Consider the following 18295-nt stretch of genomic DNA (forward strand, 5'->3'; position numbering starts at 1 on the left):
CATGCGCATCTTCGACCCGCACATCCATATGACGTCCCGCACCACCGACGACTACGCGGCGATGGCCGCGCACGGCATACAGGCTCTGGTCGAACCGGCGTTCTGGCTCGGCCAACCGCGGACCAGTGTCGGCTCGTTCGTCGACTACTTCGACGCGCTGATCGGCTGGGAGCCGTTCCGCGCTTCGCAGTTCGGCATCCGGCACCACTGCACGATCGCGCTGAACCCGAAGGAGGCCAACGACCCGCGCTGCCGCGAGGTGCTCGACGTGCTGCCGCGGTACCTGGCCAAGGACGGCGTCGTCGCGGTCGGCGAGGTCGGCTACGACTCGATGACGCCGGAGGAGGACGAGGTGTTCGCCGCCCAGCTCGAGCTGGCCAAGCGCTTCGAGCTTCCCGTGCTCGTGCACACTCCGCACCGCGACAAGGCTGCCGGTACGACGCGAACGCTCGACGTCGTGCGCGAGTCCGGCGTACCGGCCGAGCGCGTGGTCGTCGACCACCTGAACGAGGTGACGGTCAAGGAGGTCGCCGACTCCGGCTGCTGGATGGGCTTCTCGATCTACCCCGACACCAAGATGGACCCGGACCGGATGGTCGTCATCCTGCAGCAGTTCGGCACCGAGCGGATCCTGGTGAACTCCGCCGCCGACTGGGGCAAGTCCGACCCGCTGCGCACGTACGCGACCGGCCAGGCGATGCTCGCGGCCGGCTTCACCGAGGACGACGTCGACCAGGTGCTGTGGCGCAACCCGGTCGCCTTCTACGGCCAGTCCGGGCGACTCGACCTCACCGACGCCACGACCGACGACACGTTCGCGGGCAACTCGATCCTCAGAGGAGCACGCTCATGAGGTTCCGGCATCCCGACGGCTCGCTCGTCCACCTCGCGTACTGCACGAACGTCCACCCCGCCGAGGACCTCGAAGGCGTGATCGCGCAGCTCGACGGCTGCTCGTCGCTGGTCCGCAAGGAGCTCGACGTTCCGGTGCTCGGCGTCGGCCTCTGGCTCGCGCACTCGCTCGCCGACCGGCTCGCGAACTCCACCGTCGCGCTCAACCGCCTCAAGCGCGCGCTCGACCGCAACGGCCTCGAGGTCGTCACGCTGAACGGTTTCCCGTACGCCGGGTTCCACGACCGCGTCGTCGGCAAGAAGGTCTACAAGCCGGACTGGACCGAGCCCGAGCGGCTGCGCTACACCCTCGACCTGATCGACGTACTGGCCAAGCTGATGCCGCCGGACGCGGCGTACGGGTCGATCTCGACGCTGCCGCTGGCCTGGCGCCACCCGTGGTCGAAGGAGCAGGACGCGGCCGCGCGCCAGGCGTTCGACCGGGTCCAGGTCCGCCTCGCGCAGGTCGAGACGAACACGGGACGCCGGATCCGCGTCGCGGTCGAGCCCGAACCAGGCTGCATCCTCGAGATGGTCCCGCAGGCCACGCACTGGCTTACCCCGTACGCCGGGCCGGCGCGGATCGGTCTCTGCCTCGACACCTGCCACCTGGCGGTCCAGTTCGAGGACCCGGCCGAGACGTTCGCGACGATGGCCGCCGCGGGGGTCGAGGTCGTGAAGAGTCAGGTGTCGGCGGCGCTGCATGTTGCGGATCCGAGGGACGCCGAGGCCTCCAGGCTGCTGGAGGAGTTCGCGGAGCCGAAGTTCCTGCACCAGACGCGCGAGTGGGGTGGTCCGGGCGTCGACAACTTGGACGAGGTCGACCAACTGTCGGGCCACGCGGCCTGGCGCGTGCACTTCCACGTGCCGGTGCATGCCGCCCCGCGAGCGCCGCTGACCAGCACGACCGGCGTGCTCGAGGACTGTCTTCAGCATCTGGTCGGCGGCGAGCATCCGCTGACGCAGCACTTGGAGTCGGAGACCTACACCTGGTCGGTGCTTCCCAACGGGCCGAAGAATCAGCAGGAGCTGGCCGAGGGCATCGCCGCCGAGCTGGGTTGGCTGCGCGACCGGATCACCGGGCTTGGACTGGAGGAGGTCAAATGACCAAGCAGGTGGTCGTTCTCGACGTGGTCGGGCTGACGCCTCGGTTGCTGCGGAAGATGCCGCGGCTGCGGTCGTTGCCGTTGGCCAGGAGCCTGGAGACGGTGCTGCCGGCGGTGACCTGCTCGGCGCAGGCGACCTTCCTGACGGGCTCGATGCCGTCCGACCATGGGGTCGTGGGGAACGGGTGGTACTTCCGGGATCTCGGAGAGGTGTTCCTCTGGCGGCAGCACAATCGGCTGGTGCAGGGGGACAAGGTCTGGGATGTCGCGCGGCGCAGCAACCCGTCGTACAAGGTGGCGAACGTCTGCTGGTGGTACGCGATGGGTGCGGAGACTGATCTGCTGGTGACGCCGCGGCCGATTTACTACGCCGACGGGCGGAAGGCGCCGGACTGCTACACGCGGCCGGTCGAGCTGCATGACCGGCTGACCGCGAAGCTCGGGGACTTCCCGTTGTTCAACTACTGGGGACCGACTGCGGGGATCAAGTCGAGCAAGTGGATCGTTGCCGCGTCGCGTCAGATCCTTGCCGAGGACAACCCTGATCTGCTGCTGACCTATGTGCCGCATCTGGACTACGACCTGCAGCGGTACGGCGCGTCGTCGGTGCAGGCGACCCGGGCCGCGATCGAGCTGGACGCCGTACTGGCGCCGCTGCTGGACGACGCCGAGGCGCGGGGTGCGACGGTGATCGTGCTGTCGGAGTACGGGATCACGGATGTCGCGCGGCCGGTGGACGTCAACCGGGTGCTGCGGGCCGAGGGGCTGCTGGAGGTGCACACGCAGGACGGAATGGAGTACTTGGATCCGTGGACCTCGCGGGCCTTCGCGGTGGCGGATCATCAGGTGGCGCAGGTCTACGTGAAGGATCCGGCCGATGTCGATGCCGTCGGCAAGCTGCTCGCCGGGGTGAAAGGGGTTGCCGAGGTGCTCGATGGTGAGGGGAAGAAGCGGTACGGGCTGGATCATGAGCGCGCTGGTGAGCTGGTGGTTGTTGCGGAGCCGGATGCTTGGTTCACCTACTACTACTGGCTGGATGATGCTCGGGCGCCGGACTTCGCGCGCGGGGTGGAGATCCATCGCAAGCCTGGGTACGACCCGGCGGAGTTGTTCTTCGATCCGGCGGACCGGTTCGTGAAGCCGCGGGCGGCGTCGTACTTGCTGAAGAAGAAGCTTGGGCTGCGGTACGCGATGTCGGTGGTGCCGTTGGATCCGTCGATCGTGCGGGGATCGCATGGGAGGTTGCCGGCTTCGGCGGAGGATGGGCCGGTGTTTCTGAGCAGTGATCCGGAGTTGGTGGAGGGCGAGGGGCCTGTGGCGGCGACTGCTGTGCGGGATCTGCTGCTGCGGGCGGGAAGACTTGAAGGCGGGGGCGAGGCGTAGTTGGCGGCCGAGCAGCTGGACGGTGGGTAGCAGCGGCGGGTCAGGCTGATTCGCGGACGATGATCTCCGTGGGCAGCGTGACCGAGTCGGCGCTGCCGTGGGCGATGAGGTCGAGCAGGAGGCGGGTCGTCTGGGCTGCCTGCTCGCCCATCGGGCTGCGGACGGTGGTCAGCGCGGGGGCGGTGTAGAGCGCGGCCTCGATGTCGTCGAAGCCGATCACCGCGACGTCCTCGGGCACTCGCCGGCCGGCCTCGCGCAAGGTGCGCAGGGCGCCGATCGCCATCAGGTCGTTGGCTGCGAACACCGCGTCCAGCTGCGGGTCGTCGGCCAGCAGTTGCCGCATCGCGTCGGCGCCGGAGATCCGCGTGAAGTCGCCGAGGGCAACGATCGAGCGCCGTCCGGTGTCCTTCAACGTCTCCCGGTACGCCGTCAGGCGATCCTGCGCGGCAGTCATGTCCAGCGGCCCCGAGATCGTCGCGATCCGCTGCCGGCCCTGGTCGAGCAGGTGCTGCACGGCTTTGGTCGCACCGCCGAGGTTGTCGTTGTCGACCCACGGCATCAGCCCCGGCGTCGCCAGCCGCCCGTGCGAAACGATCGGCAACCCGGTCCGCGCCAGTACGGCGGGCAGCGGGTCGGCGCCATCCATCGACACCAGCATCGCGCCGTCGACGTGCCCGGCGGCCAGGTACTGCTCGACGCGCTGACGACTCTCGTCGGACCCGGCCAGCACCAGCGACACCTGCTTGCCCGCGGCCTCCAACGCGCGGCTCGCGGCACGCACGACCATCGCGAACATCGGGTCGTCGGAGACCAGACCAGCCGGCGGATCGGAGACGATGATCGCGATCGTGTTCGTCCTCTGGGTGACCAGGTTGCGGGCCGCGCCGTTCGGCACGTAGCCGAGCTCGGTGACCGCGGCCATCACGATCTGCCGGATCTCCGGCGCGACCGTCGGCTCGCCGTTGATCACCCGGGAAACGCTCGACTTCGACACCCCGGCCCGGGCCGCGACGGCGTGCAGGGTCGGTCGTCTCACGGGCACCCCCTCGTCACTGGCAGGGGAGCGTTCCCCAAGCACGAGCATCCCGGCGGTTCGCGAGCCTTGTCAAGCGGCTGCGAACAGTTGCGCGCAGGTTACGCCCCGATGTCCGCGAAGTCTTGACACCGTTCCCTCAGCAGGCAACTCTCAGACTCGGGGAACGTTCCCCGACCTCCTGCCCGCCCCTGGAGATGCCCATGCGTTTGTCCCGTAGACCGTCGCGTCTCAAGGCCGCCGCACTCGTCGCGATCGCGACCAGTTTCGTGGCCGCCCTGCTGGTCGCACCGCCCGCCGAGGCCGCCGACCCGTTGCTGTCCCAAGGCAAGACCGCCACCGCGTCGTCCTCCGAGAACGTCGCCTTCCCCGCCTCCGCCGCCGTCGACGGCGATCCTGGTACCCGCTGGTCGAGCGCGTTCGGCGACCCGCAGTGGATCCGGGTCGACCTCGGCCAGACCGCCACCATCAGCCAGGTCGCGCTCAGCTGGGAGGCGGCGTACTCGACCGGCTTCCGGCTGGAGACCTCCACCGACGGCACCAACTGGTCCTCGATCTACAGCACCACAACCGGTGCCGGAGGCAACCAAACGCTGAACGTCAGCGGCAGCGGCCGCTACGTCCGGCTGCTCAGCACGGCCCGCGCCACCCAGTGGGGTGTGTCGCTGTGGGAGTTCAAGGTGTTCGGGACCACTGGTGGTGGCCCCGGCCCCGGTCCGGGCAGCAAGCTGCTGTCGTACGGCAAGACCGGCGCGGCCTCGACCCAGCAGCACGACCCGAACTGCTGGGAGTGCACGCCGGCCCGCGCGTTCGACCTCGACCCGGCCAGCCGCTGGGCCACCGCGACCGACTCCGGCTGGGTCGACCCGGGCTGGATCTCGGTCGACCTCGGCGCCACCGCCCAGATCGACAAGGTGATCCTGCAGTGGGACCCGGCCTCGGCCAAGGCGTACGAGGTGCAGACCTCGAACGACAACGTGAACTGGACCAAGATCTACGGAACCGCCGCCGGCCCGGGCTTCAAGGAGACGCTGAACATCACCGGCACCGGCCGCTACGTCCGGATGTACGGCACGCAGCGCAACACGCCGTACGGGTACTCGCTGTGGGAGTTCCAGGTCTACGGCACCGGTGGTGCACCGAACACTCCGCCGACCCCGCCTGCTGATCCGTCGCCGAACCCGCAGCTGATCTTCGCCGACGAGTTCAACGGCCCGAACGGCACCAAGCCGGACGCCGCGAAGTGGTCCGCCGATCCTGGCACCGGCCAGAACAACGAGCTGCAGGTCTACACCAACCACAACAACACCCAGATGGACGGCCAGGGCAACCTGGTGCTCGAGGCCCGTCGTGAGGTGACGCCCGGATCGGCCTGCCCGATCGACCCGGTCACCGGCAGCGGGACCTGTCAGTACACGTCGGCGCGGATGAACAGCGCCGGCAAGTTCAGTACGACGTACGGCAAGGTCGAGGCCCGGATCAAGGTGCCCAAGGGCAACGGCCTGTGGCCGGCGTTCTGGATGATGGGCGCGGACTTCCTGACCGGTCGCCCCTGGCCCTACAACGGGGAGATCGACATCGTCGAGATCCTCGGTCGCGAGACCACCAAGGGCTACTCGACGCTGCACGCCCCGGCGTACAACGGAGCCGGCGGGTACGGCGGCACCTACGGGCTGCCCGGCGGCGCCGACTTCTCGAACGACTTCCACACCTGGACGATGCTCTGGAACAGCACGAGCATCACCTACCAGGTCGACGGCACCACGGTCTTCGTCGTCGACAAGGCCCAGCTCGAGGCGACCCGCGGGCCGTGGATCTTCGACCACCCGTTCTACCTGATCCTCAACCTCGCGGTCGGCGGCGACTTCCCCGGCCCGCCCAACGCGCAGACGCCGTTCCCGGCGCGGATGCTCGTCGACTACGTGCGGGTGTACAAGTGAGCGCGCGCAGGGTCTTCCGCCTCGGCACACTCGCTGTCGGCCTGCTCGCTCTGCTCGGCGCCTACCTGGTGTCGACGAGCCGATCGGCTCAAGCTGCCGAAACGCTGCTGTCGCAGGGCCGACCGGTCGTCGCGTCCTCGGTGGAGAGCGGTTCCTTCCCGGCCGCTGCCGCCGTCGACGGTGACGGTGGGACGCGCTGGGCGTCGGGGTTCGCCGACAACCAGTGGCTGTACGTCGACCTCGGGTCGAGTCAGACGTTCAACCGCGTCGTACTGAAGTGGGAGGCGGCGTACGCCCGCGGCTTCCAGGTCCAGACGTCGGCCAACGCGACCAGCTGGACCACGGTGCACACCACCACGAACGGCACCGGTGGCGAGCAGAGCCTGACCGTGACCGGCACCGGCCGGTACGTGCGGGTGCTGGTCACCCAGCGGGCCACCCAGTGGGGTGCGTCGCTGTTCGAGTTCCAGGTGTACGGCGGGACGCCGGCCGGCGGTCCGATCGTGCGGGTCGCCGAGTTCCTCGCGGACTGCCCGTACACGCACCGCCTGCCCGACGACCCGATCGTGTTCCCCAACATGCCCGGGGCGTCGCACATGCACAGCTTCTTCGGTGCGACCGTGACGAACGCCAACACGACCGTGGACGACCTGGTGAACTCGCCGACGTCGTGCAACCCGGCCGAGGACAAGTCGTCGTACTGGGTGCCGACGCTGTACAACAACAATCAGCCGGTCGAGCCGACCGGGACGACCTTCTACTACCTGGGCGAAGGTGTCCGGGACGATGTGATCGCACGGACCCAGCCGCTGCCGTTCGGGCTGCGGATCGTCGCCGGCAACGCGAAGGCGACCGGGCCGAGTGACAACACCATCTCCCGCTGGTCGTGCCTGCACGCCGGTGACGCGGGCGCCGGGCACGACTTCATCAACTGCCCGGCCGGCTCGATGCTGGAGTCGTACCTGGACTTCCCGCAGTGCTGGAACGGGCGCGACCTCGACTCACCGGATCACAAGAGCCACATGTCCTACCCGGTGAACGGCGACTGCCCGGCGACCCATCCGGTGCCGGTGCCGAAGCTGCGGCAGGTCCTGCGCTACCCGGTGAACGGGCCGACGGTCGGGTTCCGGCTGGCGTCCGGTGGCGGGTTCACGATGCACGGCGACTTCTTCAACGCCTGGCCGGTCGCCGAGATGGCGCGCCGCGTCAACGACTGCATCCGCCCGATCATCAAGTGCGGGGCCAACGGGCACCCGTAAACCCTCTACTGCCGGGCGGGTCTCCCCGTCCCAGGGACCCGCCCGGCCTCTCCGCCCGACCGCTTTTGCAAAGAACCTTTCTTTACCCTCTGTACTGCGGCGGTCGCCGTCTGTACTCTCACCACAACCGCCCCTGCTGTTCCAAGGAGCTCTCCATGAAGGCTCTGGCCTGCGCCGCTCTGCTCGTCGCCCTGACCGGTTGTGGTTCGTCCGTTGCCGCCTCGCCGCCCCCACCGGCGGCCAGTACGCCGAGCGCCGGCGCGAGCGAGTGGAACATCGACCCGTCCTTCAACTCCACCGACCTGGCCTACGTCGAGCTCATGATCCCGATGGACGCCCAGCTCCTCCGCGTCCTGGACCTCGGGCAGAAGCAGGCGTCGGCTCCGGCCCTGCGCAGCCTCGCGACCCAGGTCGCCACCGGCCATCGCGCCGAGGTCGCCCAGCTCACCGCCATCCGTACCCGCTCCGGCCTGCCGGTCCGCAACCCGCACGAGGGTCACGACATGCCCGGCATGATGACCGAGCCCGAGATCGATGCCTTGGGCAAGCTTTCCGGTCCGGCCTTCGACGCGTCCTTCACCAAGAACCTGAAGGAGCACCTGGACCAGACGATCCTGCTGGCGCGCAGCATCGCCAACGCAGGCAAGGATCCCGAGACCAAGAAGCTCGGCACGACCGTCATCGCCGGTCGTACGGCGCAGCTGAAACAGCTCGCCGCCGCCGGCTGATCCACCCCTCCCCGCAGCGCGCGTACCGCCTTTCACGGCGGTGCGCGCGCTGTCGCGTGTCGACGTTTTCGCACTGCCGCCCTACCGACCGGACAGGACGTAGGAACTCAGGGGTAGGCCCGGTGTTCCTCACGGGTCGGGCGTGATGGCAGACACTACGCGGCGCGCTCTCTCGGCCACACCATGTGACGACGGCATCGAGCCGCACCGGCACCAGGGGAGGCGAGAATGGAACAGTACGAGCTGTACTGCCTGGCCGATCGGCTGTTCTACGACAGCCCGACCAACCGGACCGCCGAGCCCGACTTCGACGCCTGTGCCCGGCCGCTGCCCGCCGGTTGGGAGCACAGCGCCGGCGACATCTGGATGCACTACGCGCCGCTGACCGCCCGGATTCCCCAGCAGGGCTGGAAGATCCACGTGTCGGCCGGCCTCGACGACGCCGACCGGACGCTCGCGGCGGTCTGGGACTACTGCGTACCGCGCGGTCTCCCGTTCAAGTTCCTGCGCAGCAAGCCGGTCCTGGTGATGGTCAACTCCAAGTCGGCCGCCCGCGGATCGAGCGGCAAGCTCGTCACGATCTACCCGGCCGACGACGCGCAGCTCGAGCTCGTCCTGAAGGAGCTCGACGACCTGCTCACCGGCGTACGAGGTCCGTACATCCTCAGCGATCTCCGGTACGCCGAAGGCCCGCTCTTCGTTCGGTACGGCGCCTTCGTCACCCGCTACTGCCTGTCCGACAGCGGCGAACGGGTCTACGCCCTCGCCGACGCGGAGGGCCGGCTGGTGCCGGACGTGCGCGGCCCGACGTTCTCGCTTCCGCCCTGGGTGGCGCTGCCCGACTTCCTGATGCCGCACCTGGAGGCCCGCAATGCGGTCACCACCGGCGAGTTGGCGTACGTCGTGGAGCACGTCATCCAGTTCTCGAACGGCGGCGGCGTCTACCTCGGCCACCACCGCGACAGCGAGGCCAAGGTGGTGCTCAAGGAAGGCCGTCCGCTGGCCGGCCTGGACGTGCTCGGCCGGGACGCGGTGACCCGGGTCGGGCACGAGCGCGACATCCTGCAACGGCTGGCCGGGCTCGACGTCGTACCGGTCGTGCACGACTACTTCGTGCTCGGGGACCACCACTTCCTCGTCCAGGAGTTCATCGACTCGAACCCGCTGCAGCGCTTGATCAGTCGGCGTTTTCCGCTGACTCGTCCTGATGCCAGTGAGGCCGAGCTCACGGAGTACGCCGACTGGGCGCTGGCGATGGTCGGCGAGATCGAGCGGGCGGTCGCGGCGCTGCACGAGCGGGGCGTGGTGTTCAACGACCTGCATCCCGGCAACATCCTGGTCGACGCCGAGGACCGGTTGGTGCTGATCGACTTCGAGGTAGCGACGCTCGTCACTGAGCAGGCGCGCTCGGCGCTGGCCCATCCTGGGTACGCCGCGCCGGGGGACCGGCAGGGCGTGGCCGTGGATCGGTACGCGCTGGCTTGTCTGGAGCTCGGGTTGTTCGCGCCGCAGACGACGATGCTGCTGCACTTCTGGCCACAGAAGGCGGCGCAGCTTGCCGACCTGATCAGTGAGACGTTCTTGGTGCCTCGGGAACGGTTCGACGCGGCGGTGGCGACCATCCTTGGCGAGCCGCCGGCCGCCGTCCTCGGCGAGGGTGATCCGGTCGCGGGTCCGGCCGAGCGGGGGCCGGCCGAGCGGGGGCCGGCCGAGCGGGGGCCGGCCGAGCGGGGTCCGGTCGCGCGCCCGGCGGAGCGGGTCGCTCCGCCCATGCCCGGGCGGACGCCCTGGCCGGAGCTGCGGGCCGCGATCTCCACAGCGATCGCGGCCGCAGCCACCCCGGAGCGGGAGGACCGGCTGTTCCCCGGGGACATCGAGCAGTTCGAGCCCGGAGGTGGGATCAGCCTCGCGCACGGCGCGGCCGGTGTGCTGTACGCGCTCGCCCTCTGCGGCGGCGACCGCCTCCCGGCGTATGAGGACTGGCTGCGCAGGCAGGCCCGCAAGGTGATGGCCGGTCCGGGGCTCTACAACGGGCTGCACGGTGTCGCGCTGGTGCTCGACGAGCTCGGCTACCGCGAGGACGCCTTCGACCTGCTCGATCGTTGCCAGCAGCAAGCACTTGGCGAGCGTGAGTTGGGGATGTACTCCGGCCTGGCCGGGATCGGCCTCAACTTGCTCAGCTTCGGGAGCGAGGGCGCCGAGCCGGCCGCTCACGCCGCTGCGATGCGGATTGTTGACGAGGTTGCCGAGCGGCTCGGCGGGCCGGACGACGTACCGGAACTCAGCGGCGAAGGGCATCCCCGAGCGGGCCTCATGTTCGGCTCCTCCGGCCCGGCGCTCTTGTTCCTCCACGCCTACGAGCAGTCAGGCGACACCGGCCTGCTCGACCTGGCCAGGACCGCGCTCCAGCAGGACCTTCGCCGCTGTACGACGGACGACCACGGTCTCCTGCAGGTCAACCAGGGCTGGCGCACGCTCCCGTACCTCGAGGAGGGCTCGATCGGGATCGCGATGGTGCTCGACCGCTACCTGCGGCACCGTCCGGACGACGAGCTCGCCCAGGTTCTTCCGGCGCTCCGCGACGTCACCCACTGCGGGTACTTCGTTCAGCCCGGCCTCTTCATGGGGCGCGCCGGCCTGTTGCTCGCGGCCTCGCAGCTCGACCCGGGCGCCGTTGACCCGTTGATCGCCGGCCTGGCCTGGCACGCGCTCCCGTACGGCGACGGTCTCGCCTTCCCCGGGAACCAGCTGCTCCGCCTGTCGATGGACCTGGCCACCGGCTCCGCCGGAGTCCTGCTGGCCCTTGGCGCCGCCCTGCACGAGCAGCCGGTGGCCCTCCCGTTCCTCGGACGCTCCCTGCGCCCCGAGCCCAACAAGTCCTGGAAGGAGGTGTAGAAAATGGCACTTCTCGACCTGCAAGGTCTCGACGCCCCCACGGGTGGCGGCGGTCACGGGGGTGGCGGCAGCACGCTGACGGTTCTCGGCTGCGCGTCGCAGACCCCGAGCAACATCAGCCTCGTCCTGTGTCACTGAGGTCGGTGAGGTCCCGGGCGGGGTGTCCACCTCCCGCCCGGGATCGGCTTGTGGTCGCGTCGATCGGCCGCACCGGCGGCAGCGCCGGCGCGGACCGCTCGGCACCGTGCCGGAGTCGGCCGCGGTGGTGTCGTGGACAGAGTGGAAGGAGCGGCAATGCACAGCATCGACCGGCGCTTTCCCGACGCCGAGCGGGACGAGGCCGTCGAGTGGCTGCACGGCCATGCGATCACGGATCCGTACCGCTGGCTCGAAGATCCCGACGACTCACGCACTGTGAACTGGCAAGCCGCGCAGGACCAGCTATGGCGGACAGCCGACCTGCCTGGCCGGCGCGCTTTCCGGACCCGAGTCGCCGCCCTGAGCGCGGTCACCACCTCCAGCCCGCCGACCTGGCGCGGCGATCATCAGTTCTTCGTCCGTAGAGAACCCGATCAAGAGCATCCCGTCCTGTACGTCGACGAGCGCGTCCTGATCGATCCGATGCAGCTCGATCCGTCGGGTCTCACCACCCTCGACCGCTGGCAGCCGTCGCCCGACGGACACCTGCTCGCGTTCCAGCTGTCGCGGGGCGACGAGCAGTCCGTCCTGTCCGTGCTGGACGTCCGCACCGGCGAGGTCGTCGACGGACCGATCGACCGGTGCCGCTACTCACCCGTGGCCTGGCTGGCCGACAGTCAGTCCTTCTACTACGTGCGCTCGAGGCGGCTCTGCCTGCACCGCCTGGGGCGCCGTCGCGCAGCCGGTGGTCGACCGGATCGCCACCTTCCGCGAGGAAGCGCGCGACCGCGCGGCCTGGCTGGGTCTCCTGGTCCGCGGACGCGGGAACCGGACGACGTCCAGGTGCTGCCCGGCGAGGCGTCGTACGGGCTGGAGATCAGTGCCGACGGCCGCTGGCTGACGATCTCCGCAGCTGTTGCCCACCGCAACGATGTGTGGCTGGTCGACCTGAGCCGGCCTGACTTCGTGCCGGTGGTGGCGCAGGAAGGTGTCGACGCGCGGACCGCGCTGGGCGTGGGGCCGGACGGTCGGCTGTACGCCGCGACCACCCTCGACGCGCCGTCGGGGCGGATCTGCGTCGGCGACCCTCAGCAGCCCGGCCACGAGCACTGGCAGGAGCTGATCGGTGAGGACCCGGGCGCGCCGCTCACCGGCTTAGCGGTGCTCGACGGGTGCCTGCTGGTCGGCCGGACGCGGCACGCGATCAGCGAGCTCACTGCGCACGATCCGAGGACAGGCGCGCGGCTGCACGACGTACCGCTGCCTGGGCTCGGCACGATCGGTGAGCTGACGGCGCGGCCGGGAGGTGGGCATGAGGCCTGGTTCAGCTATACGGACAGCGTCACGCCGCCCACGGTCTACCGGTACGACGCCCGCACGGGCGCTGTGACGCCATCGTCCACAGCGTCTGAGCAGGCCACTTGGATCTGGTCGCGCTCGCGCAGCCAGGTCCCGGCGCCGGCCGCCGGACTGGACATCGACAGTGCTAGCGCCCGGCAAGGCCTTGGCGACGCGGTCGTGCAGGAGCAGGTTGTCTACCCATCGCGGGATGGCACGCCGATCCGCATGCTGGTGGTCTCGCGAGCTCGGCCCAATGCGAGCGCGGAGCTGTCTCGTCATCTACGTGCGCGACCACCTGCGGGAGCGACGGGTGCGCCACCAGACGCGGGAGCGACGGGTCCGCGACCACATGCGGGAGCGACGGGTGCGCCACCGGACGCGGGAGCGACGGGTCCGCGGCCGACGATTCTCTACGGGTACGGCGGATTCGGGCTGTCGGTGACGCCGAGCTACTCGTCGTTCGCGCTGGCCTGGGTGGAGGCCGGTGGCGCGTTCGTCACGGCGAACGTACGCGGCGGTGGAGAGCAGGGTGACGCCTGGCACCGGGCTGGGACGGTGGGATCCAAGCAGACGGTCGTCGACGACTACCTGGCTGCGGCGGAGACGTTGATCGCAAGTGGCCGTACGACGCCGGAGCAGTTGGGGATCTGTGGTGAGTCCAACGGCGGTCTGCTGGTGGGCGCCGCGCTCACCCAGCGGCCGGAGCTGTTCGCGGCAGCGGTCTGCTCGGCGCCTGTGCTGGACATGGTCCGCTACCAGCAGTCCGGGCTCGGCCCTGCATGGGTAGGGGAGTACGGCTCTGCCGACGACCCCGAACAGCTCGCGGCGCTGCTCGCCTACTCGCCGTACCACCGGGTGACCGAGGCCGACTATCCAGCAGTTCTGTTCACGGTCTTCGGCGCAGACAGCCGCGTCGATCCGATGCACGCGCGCAAGATGTGCGCGGCTCTCCAGCATGCGACCACCGGTCGCCGGCCGGTGCTGCTGCGGTACGAGAACAACGCCGGGCACCTGCCGTCCGCAGCCGGCCGAGGGAACAGCCTGGCCGCGGACCTGCTCGCCTTCCTGAGCCACCACACGGGGCTGGACCTGTGATGGCGCGCGGCGGCTGGGCCCCGTGGCCTGCCAGACCGGGGGGCGACCTGTGACGACCTCCGGTCCCCTGCGCGGGCCCCGCCCTGTGATGGCGCGCGGCGGGCTGGGCCCCGTGGCCTGCCAGACCGGGGGCGGCCTGTGACGACCTCCGGTCGCCTGCGCGGGCCCCGACCTGTGACGACCCGCAGTGGGCTGCGCGGGCCCCGACCTGTGACGACCTGCAGTGGGCTGCGCGGGCCCCGACCTGCGGCGACCTGCAGCGAGCTGCGGCGCCGGGCTCGACTTGTGGCGACCTGCAGTGGGCCGCGGCATCGGGTCGGGCTGTGACTACCTTCGGGGGGCTGCTGCGGCATGGGCGGGGCTGGCTGCCGTTGGTCGGGGCGAGTGCGTTGCTTGGCAGTCTTACTGTGCTGGCTCTTCCGACGGTGCTCGGCCGTGCGGTCGACGCTGTTGCGGTCGAGGGGCGTCCGGGCCGGTGGCTGTTGGTCGCCTGCGGGCTGATTGCCCTGGGCATCGTCTGTGAGATCACCGAGGTGATTGCCGGTACGGCGTGTGCGGCGGGCACGACCGCCTGGCTTCGGCGCCGGATGGTTCGCAGCGTGCTGAGCTCCGGCGCGACCGGCGCGCGTCAGTTCGGTACTGGCGATCTCGTCAGCCGGGTTTCGAGCAGTGCCACCGACGCGGCCAGGGCCGGCCCGGCTGCAGTGACGGCTGCGGCGGCCGTCGTACCACCGGTGGGCAGTCTGGTCCTGCTGGTGGTCCTGGACCCTTGGCTCGGTGCGGCCTTCCTCGGCGGGGTCCTGCTGGTCGTCGCGGTGCTGTGGGTGTTCGCCCGGCGTACTGCCGAGATCAGCCTTGCCTACCAGGAGACCCAGGGCCGGATCGCGGAGACGCTGACCGAGGCACTGGCCGGCCTCCGCACGATCGCCGCCGCGGGCACGGCAGGCCGGGAGGAGCAGCGGGTCCTCCGACTCCTGCCGGAGCTGCACGCCCACGGACTCCGCACCTGGCGAGTGCTGGCGCGCTCCGGCGCACAGGCTGCCGTGGTCGGCCCGCTGGTTCTCGTCGCCGTACTGGCCGTCGGCGGACTCCAGCTGGTGAACGGCCACATCACACCGGGCGACTACTTCGCCGCCGCGCAGTACGCCGTCATCGGTGCCGGGCTGGGCAGCCTCACGGGGGTGCTGGGCCAGCTGGCGAGGTCACGAGCGGGGATCACCCGCGCCGCAGAGGTGACCGGGCTCGACGTCTTCGAGTACGGCGCACTGTCGCTGCCGGACGGTCCGGGCCGGCTGGTGTTCGACGAGGTCACCGTCCGAGCAGGCGACACCGTGCTGCTGGACCAGGTCCGGCTGGACCTGCCGGGTGGCGCGACGATCGCTGTCGTGGGACCGAGTGGAGCGGGCAAGTCCGTCCTGGCTGCCGTCGCCGGCCGGTTGAGCGATCCCGACTCCGGGCAGGTCCTGCTCGACGGCGTACCGCTGACCGCGCTGACGCACAACGCGTTGCGGGCCGCGGTGAACTGCGCGTTCGAGCGTCCTGCGCTGGTTGGCGCGACGGTTGGCGAGGCGATCTGCGTCGGCTCGGTCCAGCCCACGCAGTTGCTGGCGGCGGCCCGCGCCACGCACGTGCACGACTTCGTCAGCAGAATGCCGCAGGGCTACGACACCGCGCTGGCACGCGCGCCGCTGTCAGGCGGTGAAGCGCAACGGCTCGGCCTGGCCAGGGCGTGGTCGGCCGAGCGCCTGCTGATCCTGGACGACGCGACGTCCAGCCTCGATACGGCGACCGAGCTGCAGATCAGCGCGACGCTGATGGGCGACCGGCGGCGTCGTACGCGCCTGATCGTCACCCACCGGGTGAGCACCGCGGCGCGCGCCGATCTCGTGGTGTGGTTGAACGACGGTCGTGTCAGGGCGGTCGGCTCGCACGACGGGTTGTGGCTGGACGCCGAGTACCGAAAGGCCTTCGGATGAGCCGCAGACGACAGCAGGCCTGCAGATGAGCCGCGAGCTGCGGGACGGCCTGACCGCCGTACGACGACAGCAGGCTTTCGGATGAGGCGCGAGTTGCAGTACGGACTGACTGCCGTACGGCGACGGCCGACCGCGCTGCTCGCCGCCTGGTCCGTGCCGGAGATCCTGCCGAGCATCTGCTACGGCGTGGCCGTCGCGCATGCCACCGACTCCTTCATCGCAGGCCGGCTGGAGGCAGGGCTGCTCTGGCTAGCCGGCCTCCTCGCCGCCGCTGTGCTCGGCGCGGTCGGCGCTCGCCAGGTCTACCGGCGACTCGGCGAGCTGGTCGAACCGCTGCGCGACGACCTGGTCCGCGGGGTCGTCGCCGGAGCTCTCCGATCCGCACGCACCGACGGTGCGGTCGCGCGCCTGAACCGCCAGGTCGAGATCGTCCGCGACACCTTCGCCGGGCTGGTCCTGGTGGTGAGGAGCTTCGTGGTGACAGTGGTCGGCGTCGTCGCCGGCTTGGTGTCGCTGTCGCCGCTGGTCGCGGCGCTCGTCGTACCGCCGTTCGTGCTCGGATTCCTTATTTCCTTCGCGGTTCTCGGTCTGGCGGCCGCGCGCGTCCGGGCGTCACTGCGCGCCGACGAGGAGCTGACCACGTCGGCAGGCTCGGCGTTCGCGGCGGTACGGGACCTGACGGCGGCCGGTGCCGAGGACTTCGCCGCGGGCCTCGTCGGCCGGCCGATCGAGACCCAGGCGGCAGCTGAGCGCTCACTGGCCAACGTCGCCGCCTTGCGGACGCTGTGCTTCGCCGTCGGCGGCTGGCTGCCGTTGGTCGTCCTGCTGACTGCTTCGTCGTGGCTGGTGGACCGAGGAGTCAGCACGGGAACGCTGCTGGGCGGTCTGACCTACGTGCTGCTTGGGCTGCAGCCCGCACTGCGGATGGTGATGTCGGCCCTCGGCGACAGCGGCCTGCGGTACGTCGTCACACTCGGCCGCATCCTGGACCAGAGCGAGGTGCCTGCCCGTACGACGTGCGCGCGGCCGCCGTACGGGCACGAGGTGCGGCTGCAGGCGGTGTCCTTCGCCTACGGGCCGCAGGCCGAGCCGGTACTGCGCGAGCTCAACCTGGTGGTCGGCGACGGGGACCACCTGGCGGTGGTCGGGCCGAGCGGCATCGGCAAGTCGACGCTGGCCGGTCTGGTCTGCGGGCTGCTGGCGCCGACCGAGGGGACTGTGCTGCTTGGTGGGGTGCCGCCCTCGTCGTTGCCGCCGGGGGAGCTCGGCGGTGTGCGCGTGGTGCTTCCGCAGGAGGCCTACGTCTTCAGCGGCACGGTCCTGGAGAACCTGACCTACTACCGGGCGGATGCTCCGGCAGGCCAGGTCTGCCAGGCGATCGACGCAGTGGGAGCGTTCGGCCTGGTCCGGCGGCTGGGCGGGCTCGGGGCCGAGGTGAAGCCGCTGGAACTGTCGGCGGGGGAGCGGCAGCTGATCGCGCTCACCCGTGCGTACCTGTCGCCGGCGCCGCTCGTCGTACTGGACGAAGCCACGTGCCACCTCGACCTCGAGGCCGAGCGCGTGGCCGAGGAGGCGTTCAGCGCCCGGCCCGGCAGCCTGATCGTCATCGCGCACCGGGTCAGCTCGGCGCTGCGCGCCCAGCGGATCCTGCTGCTGGACGGCAGCGCCGCCACGATCGGCAGCCACGCCGACCTGCTGGCCGGCAATCCGTCGTACGCCGAGCTGATCGGCCACTGGGTGCGAACGGATCAGATCCAGCCGGCCTCCTGAGCCTTGCGCATCGCCTCGATCCGGCTTCTCGCGTCGGTCTTGGTGAGGATCCGGGACAGGTAGTTCCGGATCGTCCCGGCGCTGAGACTGAGCCCGCGCGCGATCTCCTGGACCGTCGCGCCGGTGCTGATCAGCCGGAGCACCTCGCCCTCCCGCTCGGTCAGCGGACTGTCGCCGGCCCGCCAGGCCGCGAGCGCGAGGCTCGCGTCGAAGACGGTCCGCCCGGCCGCGACCTCGCGGACCGCCGCGACCAGGTCGTCCGGCGACACGTCGGTCGCGATCACGCCGACGGTCGGCGTCCGGCGGACGACCGACAGCGCCAGCGAGATCGCCCCGCCGTCCTCGCGTTCGATCAAAAGCAGGACCGACTGCCCGCGGAGCCGGTGGCACAGCTCCGCCATCGCGACCTTGCCGGGCAGCAGCGGATCGAGCAGCACCACCCCTGGCGGTCCCGTCGATCCCTTGAGGACGTCCTCAGCCCGTTCGTACTCCGCGATCACACTCATATCTGGTTCTCTGGTCAGGACCGCGGCCAGTGCTCCACGCACCAATTTGCCGCGGTGCCCGATGACGACTCGGATCACCCGCTACGCCCCCCTGGCGTCAGCGCAGCTCGCCGGCTCCCGGACCCCCCAGTCACTGTTCGCGGCGAACTGCTCCCCTTCGGTAACTGTCAGTGTCGCCGCAGATCCCATCCGTGTCACCAGCGCAGCCCGAGAAATTCGCGTCGGTACACCGAT

The 18295-nt window shown here is 70.3% G+C and carries 13 protein-coding genes; 11 read left to right on the forward strand and 2 right to left on the reverse strand.

Features of this window, described 5'->3' with window-relative positions:
- The first annotated feature begins 1 nt into the window (after position 1).
- From ACYVIO_RS19495 to ACYVIO_RS19505, 3 genes are read left to right on the forward strand one after another with little or no spacing between them, the layout of a single operon-like run.
- Positions 2–853 carry a TatD family hydrolase gene (locus ACYVIO_RS19495; RefSeq protein ID WP_460652255.1) on the forward strand — a complete coding sequence of 284 codons (852 nt, stop codon included), beginning with the start codon at positions 2–4 and terminating at the stop codon, positions 851–853.
- Positions 850–1998 (forward strand): metabolite traffic protein EboE, encoded by a 1149-nt coding sequence (gene eboE / locus ACYVIO_RS19500; protein ID WP_460652256.1) that lies wholly within the window; start codon positions 850–852, stop codon positions 1996–1998. Before ACYVIO_RS19495 ends, eboE begins: the two co-directional genes overlap by 4 nt.
- The gene (locus ACYVIO_RS19505) at positions 1995–3380 is read left to right on the forward strand and encodes an alkaline phosphatase family protein (RefSeq protein WP_460652257.1); all 1386 of its coding nucleotides are present in this window, start codon (positions 1995–1997) and stop codon (positions 3378–3380) included. The genes eboE and ACYVIO_RS19505 overlap by 4 nt, the downstream gene beginning before the upstream one ends.
- Before the next feature lie 40 nt (positions 3381–3420).
- On the opposite strand, the gene ACYVIO_RS19510 is transcribed toward ACYVIO_RS19505, so the two are convergent.
- Positions 3421–4416 carry a LacI family DNA-binding transcriptional regulator gene (locus tag ACYVIO_RS19510; protein ID WP_460652258.1) on the reverse strand — a complete coding sequence of 332 codons (996 nt, stop codon included), beginning with the start codon at positions 4414–4416 and terminating at the stop codon, positions 3421–3423.
- A gap of 200 nt (positions 4417–4616) precedes the next feature.
- Between ACYVIO_RS19510 and ACYVIO_RS19515 the strand changes: the two genes are divergently transcribed.
- The 8 genes from ACYVIO_RS19515 to ACYVIO_RS19550 all read left to right on the forward strand — a co-directional run bounded on the left by ACYVIO_RS19515 (position 4617) and on the right by ACYVIO_RS19550 (position 17555).
- Complete coding sequence (locus ACYVIO_RS19515) at positions 4617–6353, forward strand: discoidin domain-containing protein (protein WP_460652259.1); 1737 nt, start codon at positions 4617–4619, stop codon at positions 6351–6353.
- Positions 6350–7612 carry a DUF1996 domain-containing protein gene (locus ACYVIO_RS19520; protein ID WP_460652260.1) on the forward strand — a complete coding sequence of 421 codons (1263 nt, stop codon included), beginning with the start codon at positions 6350–6352 and terminating at the stop codon, positions 7610–7612. The genes ACYVIO_RS19515 and ACYVIO_RS19520 overlap by 4 nt, the downstream gene beginning before the upstream one ends.
- Before the next feature lie 155 nt (positions 7613–7767).
- A complete protein-coding gene (locus tag ACYVIO_RS19525; RefSeq protein WP_460652261.1) occupies positions 7768–8340 on the forward strand; it encodes a DUF305 domain-containing protein in 573 nt (190 codons plus the stop codon).
- 228 nt (positions 8341–8568) lie between these two features.
- The gene (lanKC, locus tag ACYVIO_RS19530) at positions 8569–11235 is read left to right on the forward strand and encodes a class III lanthionine synthetase LanKC (RefSeq protein WP_460652262.1); all 2667 of its coding nucleotides are present in this window, start codon (positions 8569–8571) and stop codon (positions 11233–11235) included.
- A 3-nt stretch (positions 11236–11238) separates the two neighbouring features.
- Positions 11239–11373, forward strand: a complete 135-nt coding sequence (locus ACYVIO_RS19535; RefSeq protein ID WP_363699618.1) for a SapB/AmfS family lanthipeptide — start codon at positions 11239–11241, stop codon at positions 11371–11373.
- A gap of 156 nt (positions 11374–11529) precedes the next feature.
- Positions 11530–13809, forward strand: a complete 2280-nt coding sequence (locus ACYVIO_RS19540; protein ID WP_460652263.1) for a prolyl oligopeptidase family serine peptidase — start codon at positions 11530–11532, stop codon at positions 13807–13809.
- Positions 13810–14132: 323 nt separating this feature from the next.
- Positions 14133–15785 carry an ABC transporter ATP-binding protein gene (locus ACYVIO_RS19545; RefSeq protein ID WP_460652264.1) on the forward strand — a complete coding sequence of 551 codons (1653 nt, stop codon included), beginning with the start codon at positions 14133–14135 and terminating at the stop codon, positions 15783–15785.
- 81 nt (positions 15786–15866) lie between these two features.
- The gene (locus ACYVIO_RS19550; protein ID WP_460652265.1) at positions 15867–17555 is read left to right on the forward strand and encodes an ATP-binding cassette domain-containing protein; all 1689 of its coding nucleotides are present in this window, start codon (positions 15867–15869) and stop codon (positions 17553–17555) included.
- Here the strand turns inward: ACYVIO_RS19550 and ACYVIO_RS19555 are convergent.
- A complete protein-coding gene (locus tag ACYVIO_RS19555) occupies positions 17534–18061 on the reverse strand; it encodes a response regulator transcription factor (RefSeq protein ID WP_460652266.1) in 528 nt (175 codons plus the stop codon). The genes ACYVIO_RS19550 and ACYVIO_RS19555 overlap by 22 nt on opposite strands.
- Between the last annotated feature and the right edge of the window lie 234 nt (positions 18062–18295).

This window comes from Kribbella endophytica, assembly GCF_054781295.1.

Coding starts and splice junctions, on each gene's coding strand:
- ACYVIO_RS19495 (WP_460652255.1), top strand. CDS start 2: ATGCGCATCTTCGACCCGCACATCCATATGACGTCCCGCACCACCGAC.
- eboE (WP_460652256.1), top strand. CDS start 850: ATGAGGTTCCGGCATCCCGACGGCTCGCTCGTCCACCTCGCGTACTGC.
- ACYVIO_RS19505 (WP_460652257.1), top strand. CDS start 1,995: ATGACCAAGCAGGTGGTCGTTCTCGACGTGGTCGGGCTGACGCCTCGG.
- ACYVIO_RS19515 (WP_460652259.1), top strand. CDS start 4,617: ATGCGTTTGTCCCGTAGACCGTCGCGTCTCAAGGCCGCCGCACTCGTC.
- ACYVIO_RS19525 (WP_460652261.1), top strand. CDS start 7,768: ATGAAGGCTCTGGCCTGCGCCGCTCTGCTCGTCGCCCTGACCGGTTGT.
- lanKC (WP_460652262.1), top strand. CDS start 8,569: ATGGAACAGTACGAGCTGTACTGCCTGGCCGATCGGCTGTTCTACGAC.
- ACYVIO_RS19535 (WP_363699618.1), top strand. CDS start 11,239: ATGGCACTTCTCGACCTGCAAGGTCTCGACGCCCCCACGGGTGGCGGC.
- ACYVIO_RS19540 (WP_460652263.1), top strand. CDS start 11,530: ATGCACAGCATCGACCGGCGCTTTCCCGACGCCGAGCGGGACGAGGCC.
- ACYVIO_RS19550 (WP_460652265.1), top strand. CDS start 15,867: ATGAGGCGCGAGTTGCAGTACGGACTGACTGCCGTACGGCGACGGCCG.
- ACYVIO_RS19555 (WP_460652266.1), bottom strand. CDS start 18,061: ATGAGTGTGATCGCGGAGTACGAACGGGCTGAGGACGTCCTCAAGGGA.